Source organism: Legionella stuttgartensis (genome assembly GCF_977063405.2).
The window spans coordinates 1-16,971 of sequence record NZ_CDRUHA020000022.1 but is presented as its reverse complement, the minus strand read 5'-3'; the positions used below and the strand labels follow the sequence as shown (position 1 = coordinate 16,971).

Genomic DNA, 16,971 nt, shown 5'->3' with positions numbered 1-16,971 from the left:
AACAAATTCAATTCAGAATCACGCATTAAATCACATTCAAATGCCAGCCCCTAACGTGATAGATAGAAAGTTATTAAACACAATAAAATAATGCCAATTATTATTGGATTATTCTTTAAAAAAACCTAGTGCTGTTGCTATTTTTTTATCTAAAAAACGCTTAGATAACAGTCTTGGCATTATCCAGTCGGAGAAGAGATGTGGGACTAAAGTATAACGCGGTTTGGGATTAGGATTAGATAAAATTCGATATACAAGCTCCCCAACCTTTTTTGCGGGTAAAGCGGATTGTTCAACCTTATGATAAATATAATTCTTAAATTTAAGTAAAGGTTTAGCATAAATTGATTGACGTAGTTTATCATCACTAACTTGATCTTCATTCTTATGCCAAATCTCAGTATTTATCATTCCTGGTCCGATGAGCACGACATCGATACCATAAATCATCAATTCAATTCTTAATGTATCTGAAAATGCTTCTACGCCATGTTTTGAAATAGAATAAGGGCCGAAAAATGGTTTACATATTTTACCCGATACAGAACCTATGTTAATGATTTTTCCAGGCTTTCCTTTCAGCGTTTTGTCAGCACCTAGTAAAGAGATAAAAGCCTGGGTTACTTGAATTTGTCCAATAACGTTTACCTCAAATTGACGACGAAACTCTTCGATAGGTGTTTCCATTAATGGCCCAACAACAGCAATTCCTGCATTATTGATCAATCCCCAGAGCATTTCGTCTTGTAATTGCTCACGTACTTGTTGGGCCGCATTTCGAACCGCATTTTGATCCGTTATGTCAAAAATAAGAGGAACGCAAAGCGCACCAAGTTCAGCTGATACACGTTGCGCATCTTTTTCATTACGCACACTTCCAAAAACTCTTATGCCATGAGCAATCAGTTTCTTAGCTATGCCATATCCAATTCCGGATGAAACACCTGTAACCACCACAGAACGCATTTTAGCCTCCTTGCTTGCTGAAGTCCTTTTAGTGTAAGTACTCATCAAAGCTAAGATTTTGGTTATTCATGATCAGGATGTACTACAAAAATACCAGGTGCATTTCTAAGGTACTCATTGTAATCCATACCATAGCCAAATATATAATGATCTTCTACTTGTAAGCCTACAAAATCGGCTTTTTGCAATCCATTTGGAACCCGTTTTCGATACTTATCCACTAAAACGGCGCTATAAACTTGTTCCGCTCCCAAGGATTTTATTTCTTCGATAATTGCTGCCAGAGTAATACCACCATCAAGAATATCATCAACAACAAGAACAGTTCTGCCTTGCAAATTAGTTGACGGTTTCACTTTCCAAACAATATCTCCACCTCGGGTCTCACCTCGATAGCGGGTTGCATGAACATAATCTACTTCTAATGGAAAATCCAATCGTGGAAGTAAATTACCTAAAAGGACTAATCCGCCAACCATAACACAGACAAGAACTGGATTTTGATCTTGCAATTCCTTATGTATATTAATTGCCATTCGATCAAGTGCTGCTTCAACTTCATTAGTAGTAAATAAGCAAGATGATTTTTCGTAAACTTCTTTTATTTTATCTGGAATAGTCATTCTGAGTCCTCGGGACAGAGCAGGTTATAGGGATACATTTATTTAATCTTTTATTTTTCCTGTTCCAGGAAATGGGCTAACTTTACTTCCATAGCCTGGATTATCTTTTACTTTGGCTGTCCCTTGTTTTGTAACTTCATCGATACGATAAATTGAATGCATTGGAATAAATGTGCGTTTTACACCATTGAACTCAAGTTTTAATCGCTCTTCCGAAGGGTCAACAACTAATGCTGTTTGTTCACCAAACACCAATTCTTCGACCTCTAGAAACCCAAACATCTCACTTTCTTTAACAGAGCGCGCATAAACCTCATAAATTGCTTCTTGATTAGCAAAAGTGATTCTGAATATCGTTTTTTTATTCATAAAATTAACCTGTTTTTATGGCAAAGCAAATTATACAAAAACAAAGGTACTCTATTCAATTTAAATTAACGTATATCTGCTATAACTCGCATTTCTCTACATAACTGCTAATCTTTAAACTATTAAGAGTGGCTATATTAATAGCAGTTAATGTTATAAATAAGTGAGATTTAGTTAGGAAGGATTATTATGGCACAAGCTCCCCTCCAATTAGATAAAATGATTTATTTTCAAAATCTGGTACCCGGCAAACAAGAGTCACCTTTAATTAATGACTTTAGATCTGAATGTCTTGATACGGAAAACAATGAGTCAATTAAAAAACAACGAGAGATGTTACTCATGGAGTTTCCTCCCATTCTTTCTTTTCGTAATGAACAGCAGAGGAAAAAATTTTATGAAGACGAAGCTGTAAAGTGTCAACAGTTTTGTTGTGGTGGGTTGTCCCCTATTAGCGCCGAATTCGTACATGATATTGCTTTTATACCTAAGGACGACTATGTATTTTCAGCAGGCAATGGTCAACTATATGAAGGAAGTACAAAAACGATAGAGCAAACAATAAAAGAAGACATTACTCAAGAGCAATTTGGCAGTCCAAATCAAAATACGTTGATGGATGGATTAACAACATTTGATAAAGCAGTTACTCAACGAGTTCAAACATCTGCTACCATTGAAGCAGCATCGCCTTCATTAACCGAAATGAAAGCACCTAGTCCATTTGATATGATATTTAAACCTAAGGATTAGTAATCGATATCATTTGGTATTTTATCAGAAGGATAAAGATTATGGTTCTGAGAAGAAAAAATAACCGGCTGCAGTGGAACTTGGTAATTTTTCATTGCCGATTCAGCTGGATTTACTTGTAATTCAGGTTCTATAACTTGATACTTTTGCGCAATATAGCAGTAAAAACCGGAAGGAAAAGGCCAAAGCATCTTGCCTATTTCATCAAAAAAAGTAAATTTTTTAATTAATGATGAGTTATTCACTGGAGGAATATAGCAAAAATTTCTCAGGGAGTATTGTCTATAACCTCTTTGTAAGAAAATTCGATTTAAATTAAACGGAGTACGCATTTTTACTTTTTGGTCGCTGTAACAGTGGAGAAACCCAGTTTTCATTGCCCCACCCCACAGACTCCAAGGATTAATACTTAATAAAATAACAAAACCCATTGGCTTAAGGACACGATCGATTTCATCAATTAAACTAAAACTATTAGCGAAGGGTTCGAGTGTGAGTGGAACAATAATACAGTCAACACTATTGCGGTCGAGTGGAAGTTGATTTAAAGCACATTCAATTTGGACTTTATTGGCTAAATAAAAAGGTGATGCAATCCATTTATGGATATAATTAAATTTTTTAAGCCATATATTATCACCACAATTTCCCAATTGTAGTAATGTCTCGCCATGTGAGTAGTCACTTTCATGTTCAATATTTACTAAAAATTCATGAGCAGCAAAAAGCCCCAGAGGCGATTTAAACCATTTATTCAGGGCGCGATATTGTTTAAGTTGCCGTTCGATCAACAAAATAATGCCTTTTAAAATAGTTAATCCTGAATTAAACTACAATACAACGAGTTTCATATACATACAATCCATTTTTTGAGTTTAAATATTGCCTCGTAACCCATTAAATATGGACAAAAGAAACATTTCGCGATTTTCTTCGCCATTCGTTTTTATCTAATAGATAATATATGAACAACACGAATATCAATGGAACACGTGATTTTATTAAATGAATTAACTATATTTAATATTATTATAAACTGATCGGAACTTATGTTAGGAAGCGATGAATTCAAATTACATGGAATAGGACAATTGTTTGTCCTTGAAAAGCTTTTGGATAAACCACAAGCTATTGAGTTCTGTAAAAATGCTTCTGCAGAAAAAATATCTTTAGTTCAATACCTTGTCAAAAATAACATTTTATCAGCCACACAAATTGCACTCACAGCAGCACATAATTTTGGTGCTCCTATGCTGGATCTTGACTGCATAGACATCGACTCCATTCCTACGAATCTGGTAAATGAAAAGTTAATTCGTCGACATTCAATGGTCCCTCTATTTTGTCGAGGGAATAACTTATATCTTGCAACAGAGGATCCAAGCAAACAAGCCTCTCTAAAGGAGATCCAGTTTCATACAGGACTTAACACACACGCAATTATAGTTGAAGCAGACAAGCTCAGCACATTAATTGATCATTTACTCACTGTTAAGGAAACTGAGGGCTTATCCGAATTTGTTGGCGATACGACTGAATTCGATGGAATTATTATTAATGAAGAAGAAGATCATGATACCGCGGTTGTTACTTCGATAACAGAGGATGCACCTATAGTTAAATTTGTTAACAAAATACTCCTTGATGCCATCAAACAAGGTGCCTCTGACATTCATTTTGAGCCCTATGAAAAGGAATATCGAATACGCTATCGACAAGACGGTATTTTACACGAAATTGCGACCCCTCCTGGAAGCTTAGCTACACGAATTACTGCGCGCATAAAAATCATGTCTTGTTTGGATATTTCAGAACGACGAATTCCTCAGGATGGTGGTTTTAAAATGAAGATATCTAAAACCAGATCCATTGATTTTCGCGTAAGCACCTGCCCTACTACCTCAGGTGAAAAAGTTGTTATGCGGATCTTAGACCCTGGGTCTGCAAAATTAGGTATCGAGGCATTAGGTTTTAGTCCTATTCAAAAAGAATATTTTAAACATTCCATTGAACGACCTCAAGGAATGATCCTTGTAACTGGGCCAACAGGTAGTGGTAAAACCGTAACGTTGTATACCGCATTAAATATTCTTAACACGAAAGAAGTCAATATTTCCACGGCTGAAGATCCTGTGGAAATAAAAGTAACAGGAATAAATCAGGTTAATATTAATCCCAAAGCGGGATTAACTTTTTCTAATGCGTTACGTTCTTTTTTACGTCAAGACCCGGATATCATCATGGTGGGTGAGATACGCGATTTGGAAACGGCTGAAATTGCAGTTAAAGCAGCTCAAACAGGACATTTGGTACTCTCTACATTACATACGAATAGTGCCGCAGAAACACTAAATCGATTAGTTAATATGGGAATCGCAACATTTAATGTGGCCAGCTCCGTAACACTTATTATTGCTCAACGTTTAGCTCGAAAATTATGCGAACATTGTAAAGTCTTAAGAGATGACTTCAACAAACCCAGTTTGTTAGAGTTAGGTTTTAAAGAATCTGATTTAGAGGGAATTAAGTTATATAAAGCCGGAGGATGCGCTAGGTGTACCAGCGGATATCGTGGAAGAATAGGATTATTTGAGGTGCTACCTATGACTAAAAAACTTGGCCAGATCATCATGGCCGGAGGAAACTCATTGGAAATATTAAAAATTGCACAGGAAGAAGGAATGATTACGGTTTATCAATCGGGACTTGAAAAGATAAAGCTAGGCATTACAACTATTGAGGAAGTCAATCGGGTAACCGTTGATTAACTGGGCAAAAAATGAAAAAAAATGCCAATACGACTTTAACTTTTCATTACACTGGAGTTAATAAGGCCGCTCAACAAATCAACGGTGACATTGAGGCTCGAAGCGTTGCTTTAGCCAAAGTGGAATTACGAAGACAAGGAATTGTTGTTCATAAAATTGCCAAGAAACGCCCGCCTTTTTTCAGTTTAAAAAATAAAAAAATAAAATCTGGAGATATCACCGTATTTAGTCGCCAATTAGCCACAATGATAGAATCAGGAATCCCTCTAGTTCAATCCTTTGATATTGTGGCAAAAGGACAATCCAATAAACGATTTAAAGAATTAATTGAAACGATAAAACGAGATGTTGAAACAGGATTAACGCTCTCCGAATCACTTCAAAAATTTCCAGCACATTTTAACGAATTATTTTGCAATTTGGTGGAGGCCGGTGAGAAATCTGGATCGCTTGATATCATGCTCGATAAGGTTGCAACCTATAAAGAAAAAATAGAAACCATAAAGAAGAAAATTAAAAAGGCATTAACATATCCACTCGCTGTATTGGTTGTTGCTTTTCTTGTTACGGCGGGACTACTTATTTTCGTGGTACCACAATTTGAGGCATTATTTAAAGGATTTGGTGCGGACTTACCCGCAATGACACAAGCTGTAGTAAGTATGTCCAAAGTGTTTCAATCCTATTGGTATTTAATTTTTGGAGTTTTAGGCGGTGGGATTTATGCATTTATCTATGCGGAAAAACACTCACCTCAATTCGCGCAAAATGTAGATAGAACGCTGCTCAAAATACCGGTTATTGGTCCTATTATTGAAAAGGCGGCGATTGCTCGTTTTGCAAGAACTTTATCGATTACTTTCGCAGCTGGGTTGCCTTTAGTTGAAGCCCTTAAATCTGTAGCAGGAGCCACAGGAAATATCATTTTTGCTAAAGCTACTGATAATATTAGGGAAGAGGTATCCACTGGGCAACAAATGAATAAAGCCATGGAAAATACGCAATTATTTCCCAATATGGTAATCCAAATGGTAGCCATTGGTGAGGAATCAGGTGCTCTAGAAAAAATGTTAAGTAAGGTGGCTGATTTTTATGAAGAAGATGTTGATAATGCTGTCGACTCACTGAGCAGTTTATTAGAGCCTATTATTATGTGTGTTTTAGGTGTCTTGGTAGGAGGACTTGTTGTTGCAATGTACCTACCCATATTTAAACTCGGATCTGCAATATAAAACATTTAATAACCCGGGTGCAGCGAAGCAAATTCCGGGTAATTTATGACCTAAAATCTAGGTTTAGCTTCGCTGCACCTAGATATTCCAGCAGCAGGATCAGTTAATGATATATGACCTTATTAATAATCATACTTGGTTTATGTACGTTGTAATTGCTCTATTTTCCCTTGCGGTGGGTAGTTTGCTGAACGTGATTATTTACCGTTTGCCTATAATGTTGGAGCGAGAGTGGAAACAACAATATAATGAACTGGTTGGGGGCAAGGAAGATGAGCAGCAATCGATTAATTTATTTTTTCCAAGATCTTTTTGCCCATCATGCAAAGCCATGGTTAAAGCGTGGCAAAATGTCCCGATTTTAAGCTACATATTTTTACGTGGACGTTGTTATCAATGTAAAAGTCCCATCTCTATTCGCTATCCTTTAATTGAATTAGGTACCCTGCTCCTTTCGTTATATGCAAGTTGGCATTTCGGCTTTACCTTACAATTAATTTTTGTATTGATTGCTATTTGGATATTAATTTGTTTAATTTTTATCGATTTAGATCATCAAATTTTACCCGACAGTCTAACTTTAAGCTTATTATGGATAGGTCTTATTGCAAATACTGAAAATCTATTTACACCCTTACCTCAAGCCGTACTCAGTGCTGCGGGAGCTTATATGGGATTGTGGATATTTATTAAAATATTTTATTTGTTTACGGGGAAGATAGGCATGGGGCATGGAGATTTTAAATTATTTGCAGCATTTGGAGCTTGGTTTGGTTGGGTATTTTTACCGTTAATTCTCCTTCTATCTTCAATTAGTGGTACAATTATTGGTTTAATGTATTTACGTTTACAAGGTAAATCCAAAGATACAGCAATTCCATTTGGTCCTTTTTTATGTATAAGTGGATTGATTTCTTTATTCTGGGGCCAAAGTATAGTGAATTGGTACTTACATTTTTGGATGTAGATGAATAATCAGGGTTCATAGATGCCTTATCAAGTTATTTTATTTGATTTAGATGACACACTAATAGATTTTGCCTATTCCCAACGTATGGGATTGATAGATATCTATAAGCAATTCTACTCAACAGTTGAGTACACACTTTTTGAGCGTCTTTATAAAGAAATTAATGCGTGTCTTTGGAGTCAAGTTGGAACCAAAGAACATGCACTCATGCCAAGCGATGTAAGATTATTACGATTTGTACAGTTAAATCAAAAACTCTCTTGTTCTACACCTGTAGAAGTGATTGCAGATGCTTATGATATCAATCTTTATGTTCATGCACATTGGCTACCCAACGTGAGAACTGCTATCGAGTTCCTACATCAAAAAGGACATATTCTAGGTATTATTACTAATGGGTTTGTCGAGGTACAAGGAGAAAAAAAGCAACGACTCCAGTTAAGTAATTGGTTTGATTGCTATATAGTTTCTGATGAAGTTGGTGTAGCGAAACCTAACATAGAAATTTTTAATATTGCCCTTCAAGAGATTATGAGCAAGCGCAAACAAGTGATTGAGAAAGACTCAATGTTAATGGTAGGTGATTCGATTATTAGTGATGGCTATGGCGCAAAAAACTTTGGAATCGATTATTGTTTTATTAATAATCGAACATTCGATAACGATTCTTCAGAAACACCTATTAAGTATGCCATTAGCTCTGTTGCTCATTTGCCAGCAAGTATCGGCTATGAAGCCGAATATATGCATTTCTTAAAATCACACATTTCCAATGAAGTACTTATTTAATTACCACTTTTGATATGGCTAAGGGAAACCTACGCCTCTATCCATATAGCAATACTTAATCTGAAATTCACAGTTTTTGTTCTGGTCTTAGCCATTATTTAAAATCATGTTGTTGCATAAAACCAGGCAAATATTAATATCAGCATTTACAAGCAGAGTACAATTAGAAGAAAATAAAAATATTTCTATCTTGACTCCCCTCAAGTAAAAGGATTGATATGGATATTAATTTAACAGTATTTGCTGCCCCTATATTCTTAATTTTAATTGGAATCGAGTGGAGCATTTCTTATTACAAAAAATCGGGTCTATATCAATTCAATGATTCCATTAATAATTTGAGTGCTGGCATACTCGAGGAAATTGCTGCGCTACCAGTAAGAGGTTTAATAATTTTTGGTTATTATTATTTATATGAGCATTTTGCTTTGTTTCATATAAATCCTCATCTTATTATTTCTTGGCTCTTGCTCTGGTTTGGTGTTGATTTTTGTTATTATTGGTACCATCGAGCAAGTCATCGATGTAATTTTCTTTGGATAGGACACTCGGTTCATCATCAAAGTGAAAATTATAATTTATCAGTCGCACTAAGACAGGGCTATTTTCAAACACTAACATCCTGGGTTTTTTATTTGCCTCTCGCTCTAATTGGCTTCCCAACTTGGATGTTTGTTTTGGTTGCTTCAAGTAATACTATCTATCAATTTTGGATTCACACCCAATCCATTAACCAGATGGGATGGCTTGAAAAGATTTTTAATACACCGTCTCATCATAGAGTGCATCATGGCATAAATCCCCAATATATAGACAAAAATTTTGCGGGAAGTTTAATTATATGGGACAAGTTTTTTGGAACCTTTGAACCAGAAAGGGCTTCGGTAGAATATGGAATAACTGAGCCCCTGGAAACCTGGAATCCGTTTTATGCCAATGTTAAAGTTATTAAAGATGTATTATATTATGGAAAAAATCTGAAGAGTAAGCTGGATCTTATTAAAGCTTTTTTTATGCCTCCAGAATGGGTAATTCATCGTTTGCAGCAGCAAAATCAAAATATCTCCAAACGGATAGTGAATCAGAAAAATAGCGAATCTCCCAAATTATACATGTTAATAAACATAGGCCTTGTAATAGCTCTCTATGCTCACCTCTCATTTATCTTCACTTTAAACTCATTGAGTTCGTGGCTTATTGGAGCATTTATTTTATTCACCCTTTATACACTTGGTTCAATTGCCAACGGCAAACAAAAAAAACTATTTTTTGAAATAATACGGTCCATTTTAGTTTTATTTATTCTTATTTCATTAAAAAAGGGTCTGTTTTTATCTTTTGGTTTAGCTATATTGTTTTTACTTATAAATCTTTCTTTATTTCGTTGTCATTTGTTCAAAAAAACATCCTATACCTCTTCTATCTCAGTATAAAATCAGGGGTTAACGCAGTCGAGTTAACCCGAACCCAAGTTTTATATACTATACTAAAAACAGTTAATAAAATTATATGACTTTCGTTTCCCTGCGATCAGTTCGTTGTTCGACGTAGTGAATATGAAGCGTTTCTATCTCGAATAGTACTTTGCTTACCAAGCAAAAAACTAAAACAACTATTATTTTGGGAGACCCCTTATGAGAGTTGGCGAATACTGTAACCGGGATGTAGTTGTAATCAATGGCTATGAATCAGTAAAAAACGCTGCAGAGCTGATGCGATCCCATCATGTTGGAGACTTAGTTTTACTTGAGGAACAAGAAAATCAGAAGATGCCCATAGGTATTGTTACTGATCGTGATTTGGTTGTTGAGGTTATGGCCGCAGGTGTTAAACCTGACTCATTGTTAATCCGAGATATTGTCACAGAACCTTTTAGTTGCGTCTTTGAAAATGACAGCCTCTTTGATGCTCTTGAAATCATGCATTCAAAAAAAATCCGCCGTTTACCGGTTGTCAATAATAACAAAATGCTTGTAGGCATAATTACTCTAGATGATTTTATTGAAATTCTCGCGGAGACAATGGTCAAGGTGGTTGATGTAGTCAAACTTCAACAAAAAAAAGAAGCAAAACAAAAGAAACTAGCTTTAAATAAAACGATATTGATGTATTGATATAAGGAGCAAACGATGAACAATTCAGCATATTTTCCTATACAAATAATATTCAATAATCTAAAGCACTCAAAATCCATTGAGAGTAATGTACGCAAGCATGCTGAAAAATTAGGGAAGTATTTTGACGGTATTATCAGTTGTAATGTCAGCGTGGAAACGCATCGACATCACAATAAAGGAAAAATTTTTCATGTGCGTATTGATCTTGTTGTCCCAAATGCGGAACTAGTAGTAAATAGAGATCTTGCAGAAAATCACGCGCATGAAGATGTCTATGTTGCAATAAGAGATAAATTTCTTGCTATGACAAGGCAACTAAAAAAATACGTTCATAAGCAACGTGGTGAAATAAAACACCACGAACTACCCACTGTAGGGCTGGTTCGTGAAATCGCGCCAATAGCTGATTATGGTTTTATTGAAACTATAGATGGTAGGAGGCTTCGTTTTACCAGTAAAAGTGTAATCGATTATGATTTCAGTAAGTTAGAAGTTGGAGAAAGGGTTAGTTTTGTTGAAGCAAAAAGTAACGATGGTCCAGCAGCAAGCACTGTTTATGTGAAATAAAATAATATTTGATGAAAAAGACAGTATGTCTTTTTCATCAAATCGCTCTAAAATAGATCGCCCTTTTTTAAAACCCATTCATTAATAATGAGAATTAGGGAAATGCCTATAGTAGCACGTTAACCAACATGAGCGGATGCCAGAAAGACTCCATTACATGTTTAGGCGATACCCCCATCTACTCCAATCACTTTACCCGTTATATAGGGAGCTTTATCTGAGGCTAGAAAAACAATGGTTTGCGCTATCTCTTCAGGAAGACCGGCTCGTTTTAGAGGTACACTTTCCAGAAAAGCTGTTTTGTTTTCTTCGGTGCCCACGAAACGCTCGAACATATCCGTACTAATCGGGCCTGGAGCAATTGCATTGACGCGAACATTAGCAGCTGCGGCTTCAAGTGCTGCGACTTTTGTAAACCCTTCAACGGCATGTTTTGAGGCACAATAAACTGCCCCTCCTGGAACCGCTTTTTGACCAGCAATTGATGAAAGATTAACGATACATCCAGATCCTTGAGGTATCATGATTTTGAGCTCATGCTTAATACATAAAAAGACACCAAATACATTTGTATCAAAGATAGAATGATAATTTTCAATCGTTTGCTCAGCAAACGGTGCTACTATTCCTTCGACCCCTGCATTGTTGACTGCAACATCCAAACGACCAAAACGTTTTACTGTACCATCTACAAGCTCTTTCACTTCATCATCATAACGAACATCGGCTCGAATGAATAGGACATCCACGCCAAGAGCACGCAGGTCTTTTGCCAAAGAATCCCCTACTTCTTGCTTACGCCCAGAAATTACGATATTTGCACCTTCCTGAGCAAAGGCAAAAGCGGTTGCTTTACCAATTCCGCTAAGAGCGCCTGTAATAAGAACGGTTTGCTTTTCCATTTTAATTCCCTTTAGTCCATATAAAATTTCTATAACCTCATTCAGTATATTACAAATCAGGCGTAAATATCATTGTCGTGGTTGAGCAAGTATTTTTTATCTGCCAAGACTCGTTTCTTATAGGGGCATGATGATAATATAACGTACTTTTAAACCTAATTTTAAACTCAAATTATGGATAAAATTGCTGCTGTTTATGTTGCTAAACCCGAATTTATTACCTTGCTTTCTAAAGAATTAGGTGAAGTTACCCATATTATAGAGGATTTGGTTTTTTCTCCTCATAAAAAAATGGATGTATGCTTTGCTAAGGATATTTGGTTAGAACCACAAACAGTAACTTTTCAATCCATATCAGAGGCTGTGAAAATTCTTCGTCAAGCGGGAAAATTTTGGCACTTACATCCTGTTTCTCATGTAAGGCGCTCTCGATTAATTGAAGAACAATTACGTCAGACTCCACCACTTCTGCGCCAGTTTCCAATTGAAGATGAAATTCCATCAATAGGTGCATTTTGCTTATTAGATAAAAATACTTTGATTTATAGCACAAAACGACAGAAAAAATGGCCCAATGGAGCATGCTATTTTATTGAAGATAAACTAAATCCACCCAATCGAGCTTACTTAAAACTTTGGGAGGCACTTACTCTTTTAGGTAAATACCCAAAACCCGATGATGAAGTTCTGGACTTAGGCGCTTCTCCAGGAGGATGGACTTATGTCATGCAATCTCTCGGTACTTCCGTAACCGCTGTTGATAAAGCGTTATTAGACCCTAAAATTGCCAAATTACCGCGCATTAACTACTTACAACAAAGTGCTTTCGCTATAGATCCAATGCAGTTGGAACATAGTTATGATTGGGTTTTGTCTGATGTCGCCTGTTATCCTGAGCGAGCTTATGCACTCATCATGAAATGGATAGAGTCTGGAAATGCTAAGCAACTGATTTTTACTATAAAACTACAAGGTAAAATTGAGTTAGCTACAATAAGACAATTTCAAAAAATACCTAACTCTTTTCTCACCAATATGTTTTATAACAAGCATGAAGCAACATTTTTTTATCCTTTTAAAAATAACAACATAAATATTTAAAAGTTAATACTCATTTAATAAATTAGAGCTAGACTATAAGTATGAAGTTTTATATTTACCATTCGAGAATATTATGTCTGGTTCAAAACAAAAAATTAAATCAATAACCAGTGATAAACTACATAACAAGAACTGCTTTAGCTATTTGAGGAACGTGAAGTTACCTCGAGCAGTTCTTGATTTAAATTTACTACCAGAGTCTATTGTTAAGGGAATATCATCTTTACAAGAACCTGAATTCCGTTTGATGTCACAACTCCCTAAAGATCTGTCAAAATATAAAGGAAGTTATATATATTGTAATAATAACGACAGTAAAAAGCTGTATTACATTCAATCCAATGGGGCAACTCAAGAAGTAAAAATTGATGATTTTAATCAATTTGATCAAAATCTCACACAAATTAATACACAGGGATCGGATAAATTTAATCTTACAACCACCCAAGTTGAAACGTTAATAACTGAAAATGGAGGTCACATTCCATACGATCCTTCCTTTCCATATGCTGATTTATACACCCAGTTCTTAGCTCATCTAGAAGAAAATATTGACTCTATTTACGACAACATCAAGATTAGGTTGATTATAGACTACGAGATAATTGGGCTTCATCAAACAATTAGACAATCTAACGTCGCATTTATGTCTCCTCAAGTGCAGAGGCTATACATTTCGACTTTAGGGGTTTTACCCTCTATAAAAGATATTGGGGCAATGAATCCTAACGAGAATGCTAAGAGAATCACTTTAAAAGAGATGATGGATCAAAAAGCCGAACGACTTAAAGAAGAGACTCGTGCATTAGATGAATTCATTCTTTCCCTTTATGCTAATGATAATCATATTTTGAAGGATACTTTTGAGAATATTAGAGAAATCACTCTGCAACAGAATCCAAGTTCATCAGGCATTGAAAAATCCATTTCACATCATGTAAGCGATAAAGAAACTCCAATCAATCAAAAATCCTCATCACCAGCATATGAGGGCTCAGCAGTAGGTCGATTTACTGCCATGATGTCTAAGGACTATAAACCACAACATGGGACTAGCTTGTCCACAATAAGACATTACCGCTCCAATGTTAATGGTCCTATTGAATACCGGTTTGGTACACAGGGACAACGTCACCAAGGTGAAGCTCGTGTAAGTCCTTTATTCGAACGGTTTTTAAAAATTGAAGCCGAAAGAGAGCAAGAAAGAGTAGAGCTAGCAAAACAACAACGAGCGGAACGCTTGAATGCCAAAAAGCAGACTCAGGAAGAAATCGGACTTGGTAACATTGTAGAACAAAGAGACAATGACGATGTTGAAGAGATAGACGAAGATAGAATAACTCATATTTATTTTAATCTTTTGGGTCGTGATAGAAAAGGTCTTGAAGGGTCAAAGGAAAAAGCGTTAACCGAACAATTAGAGGCACTTGAACTACACACAAAAGAAGATGGAGTTCAACAAATAGGCCATAAAAATGTTGCTGTTATTACGCTTCCTGCGGACAAGGGATTGATGAGTCAACATGCGTATGCAGATACTACAACCAAATATAATGCTAAAAATGTAAGAGAAGATTTTTTACGGATCGCCCAGGAATCTAAAGGGTATGATGTCCATTTGAGAGATAAATTACCTGATGATATTTCTCAATATAAAGGGAGCTATATATATTGCAAGGATGACAACAGTCCCACCAAGCTCTTCTATATTAATTCAAATGGTGAACCTGACGAAGTACCAATTGATAACTTTCCTCAATTTGAGAAGAATCTAAATGATATAAACAAGCAAAAAACCGACCCAATACATCTTACCGATGCCCAGGCGAAGAGCTTGCTTGCAAGCCCAGACCACACTCCTCCTGGGCTAATGGAAGTAAAAGACTTTCACATTAGTGAACGAATTCGTAGAAAAATATTTAAGGATGGAGCCAGGTATTCACCAGAAACTGAGGCTAAAATTCTAAAAAGACTACTGGATGAGAGCTTCGAGGCATTGGGATATTCAAATAAAGATGAATTGACCGAAGCGGAACGACAAGCAGTCTGGTTTCATTTTATAAAATATCAACTGACAAATCATATTATTGATTCATTAAACCCCAAAAGTATTAACTTCAGTTGTAAAGACGCAATTGACCGAGGTGGAGTAGCCTCTGCTTATTATAACCTCGTTAAATCATTTGAATTAACACCAAAAGAGCAGGAAAATGGAGTTATAAAAATCCCAATGAGTCGAGAAGAGTTCGAAGAAGCATTACATGCCGCACCCACAATGGTTAAAGGTCGAGGTATGAATCATCATATAAAGCTAATCTGGAACTCTGTTGACGCTTATGTTAATGCAAACTATCAACAACTAAAAGATGATTCCCAAAAAGCCTGGCTCATCGAATGGAGAGACTTTAATTGTCCTCATCAACGGGTCGAAAAATTATTAGATCAACGAATAAAAGAGGGTAAGGAAGAAATTGAAAAACACCTCCAAGACCTAATAAACAATTCCGAACAAGTAGAGAGCGCTTCTAAATTAGCAGCACTTACGCAAGGAAATCAGGTTTTAATAGAAATAGAAAAACAAAGAGCCCTAGGCGTTAGTGGTAAACGTCTATTATTGGAAACCGCTGTAATGACTACGTCAATGGCCATTAGCCCTCATACTCAGGCACCAAACCTGGACCGATACGAAAAACTGAATAAAGAACTTGCCATAAACTACCCAGACCTCAAAGTTTTGGGAGGGTTAATGAAGGTATTTGCTGGCACAGTCGTGGATGCAATTTCAGCTGTATTATCTGCGGTGTCTGGGGGAAAAATAGACATACAATCTGATCTAACATCCCGAGGTTGGGCGACATTTAATTCGGGGTGGGAGCTTACTTCACGAAAGGCGTTGCAATCAAAAATGAAAGATCAGCTTGATGCAATGAGAAGCAAAGAGAATAAGCAAAATGTTGACCTTAGTCCTGCTGACGAGGAAACCTCTGCTAAAGATCGTAGTAATTCAAGTATGGAATGTTCCTAAAAAAATAACAATCTTCTAATAGGGGCTCTAGCCGCAAACCCCAGAATTTTACGGGCATTTTTTGGTCACCTTGCTTTTTCTTAACCTCCGCCAAAGAACCTTTCCGATTATCTCATCAAGATTGATGATTATATCATCCGTAAATATGAGTGTCCTTGAAAATGAATGTGCCGCCAAGCTATAGGGGATATTTTCTTTAACATAGACACCGCCTTTTCATCGCCTTCAGCTTCATATTTCTGCTTGAGCTAGGTAATATTGCAGAATTATAGTGAATAATAGCATTGGCAATAAGTCGGCCACACTGGTTGCTGATCTCAATTTCATACACTCCTTTGCCAGATAATTGTTTTTTCCCATACGCTGTTACAATGGCTACGCGTAATTGATGATACGATTCCACACGATTCTCTCAACGATGGATATCGCGCTGTAGTTTTCTGTCTTGTAAATACTTGAGGGTATAAATGCTAAGAAGGAGTTTGTCATACTCCAGGATTGCCTTGGACTTTCCCCTCAACGCTCACCACCGTTGCTCTTTACAACAGCAGCTTGAGGGTGTTTTGTAATCAGCTCCTGACCGAATACAGTGGGCACACCACCATCTCTAATCTAGCTTCACACATAATCATTAAAACCCAATTATGTTGCTACGGCGCACGAAAATTCTGAGGTTTGCGGCTACCTCCCCTGCAACGAAGCCGCATTTATTAAAGTCCTAAAATAATCTTAGCAGCAGTATCATAACAATCTTCTTCTTCCTCTTCCTCCTCTTTTTCTTGATCAGCT

General features: G+C 36.3%; 15 protein-coding genes and 1 pseudogene. 10 read left to right on the top strand and 6 right to left on the bottom strand.

Features of this window, described 5'->3' with window-relative positions; translation table 11 throughout:
• Positions 1 to 108 precede the first annotated feature (108 nt).
• From ACWTEW_RS05695 to ACWTEW_RS05685, 3 genes are all read right to left on the bottom strand, one after another.
• Complete coding sequence (locus ACWTEW_RS05695; protein WP_454780748.1) at positions 109 to 966, bottom strand: SDR family oxidoreductase; 858 nt, start codon at positions 964 to 966, stop codon at positions 109 to 111.
• A 62-nt stretch (positions 967 to 1,028) separates the two neighbouring features.
• Positions 1,029 to 1,589, bottom strand: a complete 561-nt coding sequence (locus ACWTEW_RS05690; protein WP_454780747.1) for a hypoxanthine-guanine phosphoribosyltransferase — start codon at positions 1,587 to 1,589, stop codon at positions 1,029 to 1,031.
• A gap of 42 nt (positions 1,590 to 1,631) precedes the next feature.
• On the bottom strand, positions 1,632 to 1,958 hold the full coding sequence (locus tag ACWTEW_RS05685; protein ID WP_264456711.1) for a DUF1820 family protein: 327 nt from the start codon (positions 1,956 to 1,958) through the stop codon (positions 1,632 to 1,634).
• A gap of 189 nt (positions 1,959 to 2,147) precedes the next feature.
• On the opposite strand from ACWTEW_RS05685, the gene ACWTEW_RS05680 reads away from it, so the two are divergent.
• Complete coding sequence (locus ACWTEW_RS05680; RefSeq protein ID WP_454780746.1) at positions 2,148 to 2,711, top strand: hypothetical protein; 564 nt, start codon at positions 2,148 to 2,150, stop codon at positions 2,709 to 2,711.
• Here ACWTEW_RS05680 and ACWTEW_RS05675 read toward each other — a convergent pair.
• A complete protein-coding gene (locus tag ACWTEW_RS05675) occupies positions 2,708 to 3,505 on the bottom strand; it encodes a methyltransferase domain-containing protein (RefSeq protein WP_454780745.1) in 798 nt (265 codons plus the stop codon). The two genes, ACWTEW_RS05680 and ACWTEW_RS05675, sit on opposite strands and share 4 nt — an antisense overlap.
• Positions 3,506 to 3,760: 255 nt before the next feature.
• Here ACWTEW_RS05675 and pilB point away from each other — a divergent pair, with 255 nt between their 5' ends.
• The 7 genes from pilB (at position 3,761) to ACWTEW_RS05640 (ending at position 11,154) form a co-directional block, all read left to right on the top strand.
• Positions 3,761 to 5,479, top strand: a complete 1,719-nt coding sequence (gene pilB, locus ACWTEW_RS05670; RefSeq protein WP_454780744.1) for a type IV-A pilus assembly ATPase PilB — start codon at positions 3,761 to 3,763, stop codon at positions 5,477 to 5,479.
• An 11-nt stretch (positions 5,480 to 5,490) separates the two neighbouring features.
• Positions 5,491 to 6,711, top strand: coding sequence for a type II secretion system F family protein (locus tag ACWTEW_RS05665; RefSeq protein WP_454780743.1), 1,221 nt, complete (start codon positions 5,491 to 5,493; stop codon positions 6,709 to 6,711).
• A gap of 106 nt (positions 6,712 to 6,817) precedes the next feature.
• Positions 6,818 to 7,678 carry a prepilin peptidase gene (locus ACWTEW_RS05660; protein WP_454780742.1) on the top strand — a complete coding sequence of 287 codons (861 nt, stop codon included), beginning with the start codon at positions 6,818 to 6,820 and terminating at the stop codon, positions 7,676 to 7,678.
• Positions 7,679 to 7,699: 21 nt separating this feature from the next.
• Positions 7,700 to 8,470 carry an HAD family hydrolase gene (locus ACWTEW_RS05655; RefSeq protein WP_454780741.1) on the top strand — a complete coding sequence of 257 codons (771 nt, stop codon included), beginning with the start codon at positions 7,700 to 7,702 and terminating at the stop codon, positions 8,468 to 8,470.
• A gap of 218 nt (positions 8,471 to 8,688) precedes the next feature.
• A complete protein-coding gene (locus ACWTEW_RS05650) occupies positions 8,689 to 9,903 on the top strand; it encodes a sterol desaturase family protein (protein ID WP_454780740.1) in 1,215 nt (404 codons plus the stop codon).
• A 201-nt stretch (positions 9,904 to 10,104) separates the two neighbouring features.
• Entirely contained in the window at positions 10,105 to 10,584 is a 480-nt protein-coding gene (locus ACWTEW_RS05645) for a CBS domain-containing protein (protein WP_454780739.1), read from the top strand.
• Between the two features lie 15 nt (positions 10,585 to 10,599).
• Positions 10,600 to 11,154, top strand: coding sequence for an HPF/RaiA family ribosome-associated protein (locus tag ACWTEW_RS05640; RefSeq protein WP_454780738.1), 555 nt, complete (start codon positions 10,600 to 10,602; stop codon positions 11,152 to 11,154).
• A 161-nt stretch (positions 11,155 to 11,315) separates the two neighbouring features.
• On the opposite strand, the gene ACWTEW_RS05635 is transcribed toward ACWTEW_RS05640, so the two are convergent.
• On the bottom strand, positions 11,316 to 12,056 hold the full coding sequence (locus ACWTEW_RS05635; RefSeq protein WP_454780737.1) for an SDR family NAD(P)-dependent oxidoreductase: 741 nt from the start codon (positions 12,054 to 12,056) through the stop codon (positions 11,316 to 11,318).
• A 174-nt stretch (positions 12,057 to 12,230) separates the two neighbouring features.
• Between ACWTEW_RS05635 and ACWTEW_RS05630 the strand changes: the two genes are divergently transcribed.
• The gene (locus tag ACWTEW_RS05630; protein WP_454780736.1) at positions 12,231 to 13,157 is read left to right on the top strand and encodes an SAM-dependent methyltransferase; all 927 of its coding nucleotides are present in this window, start codon (positions 12,231 to 12,233) and stop codon (positions 13,155 to 13,157) included.
• Between the two features lie 73 nt (positions 13,158 to 13,230).
• Positions 13,231 to 16,182, top strand: coding sequence for a hypothetical protein (locus ACWTEW_RS05625; protein WP_454780735.1), 2,952 nt, complete (start codon positions 13,231 to 13,233; stop codon positions 16,180 to 16,182).
• Between the two features lie 149 nt (positions 16,183 to 16,331).
• Here the strand turns inward: ACWTEW_RS05625 and ACWTEW_RS05620 are convergent.
• A pseudogene (locus ACWTEW_RS05620) lies at positions 16,332 to 16,687 on the bottom strand (Tn3 family transposase); the annotation flags it as partial.
• Positions 16,688 to 16,971: the final 284 nt, after the last annotated feature.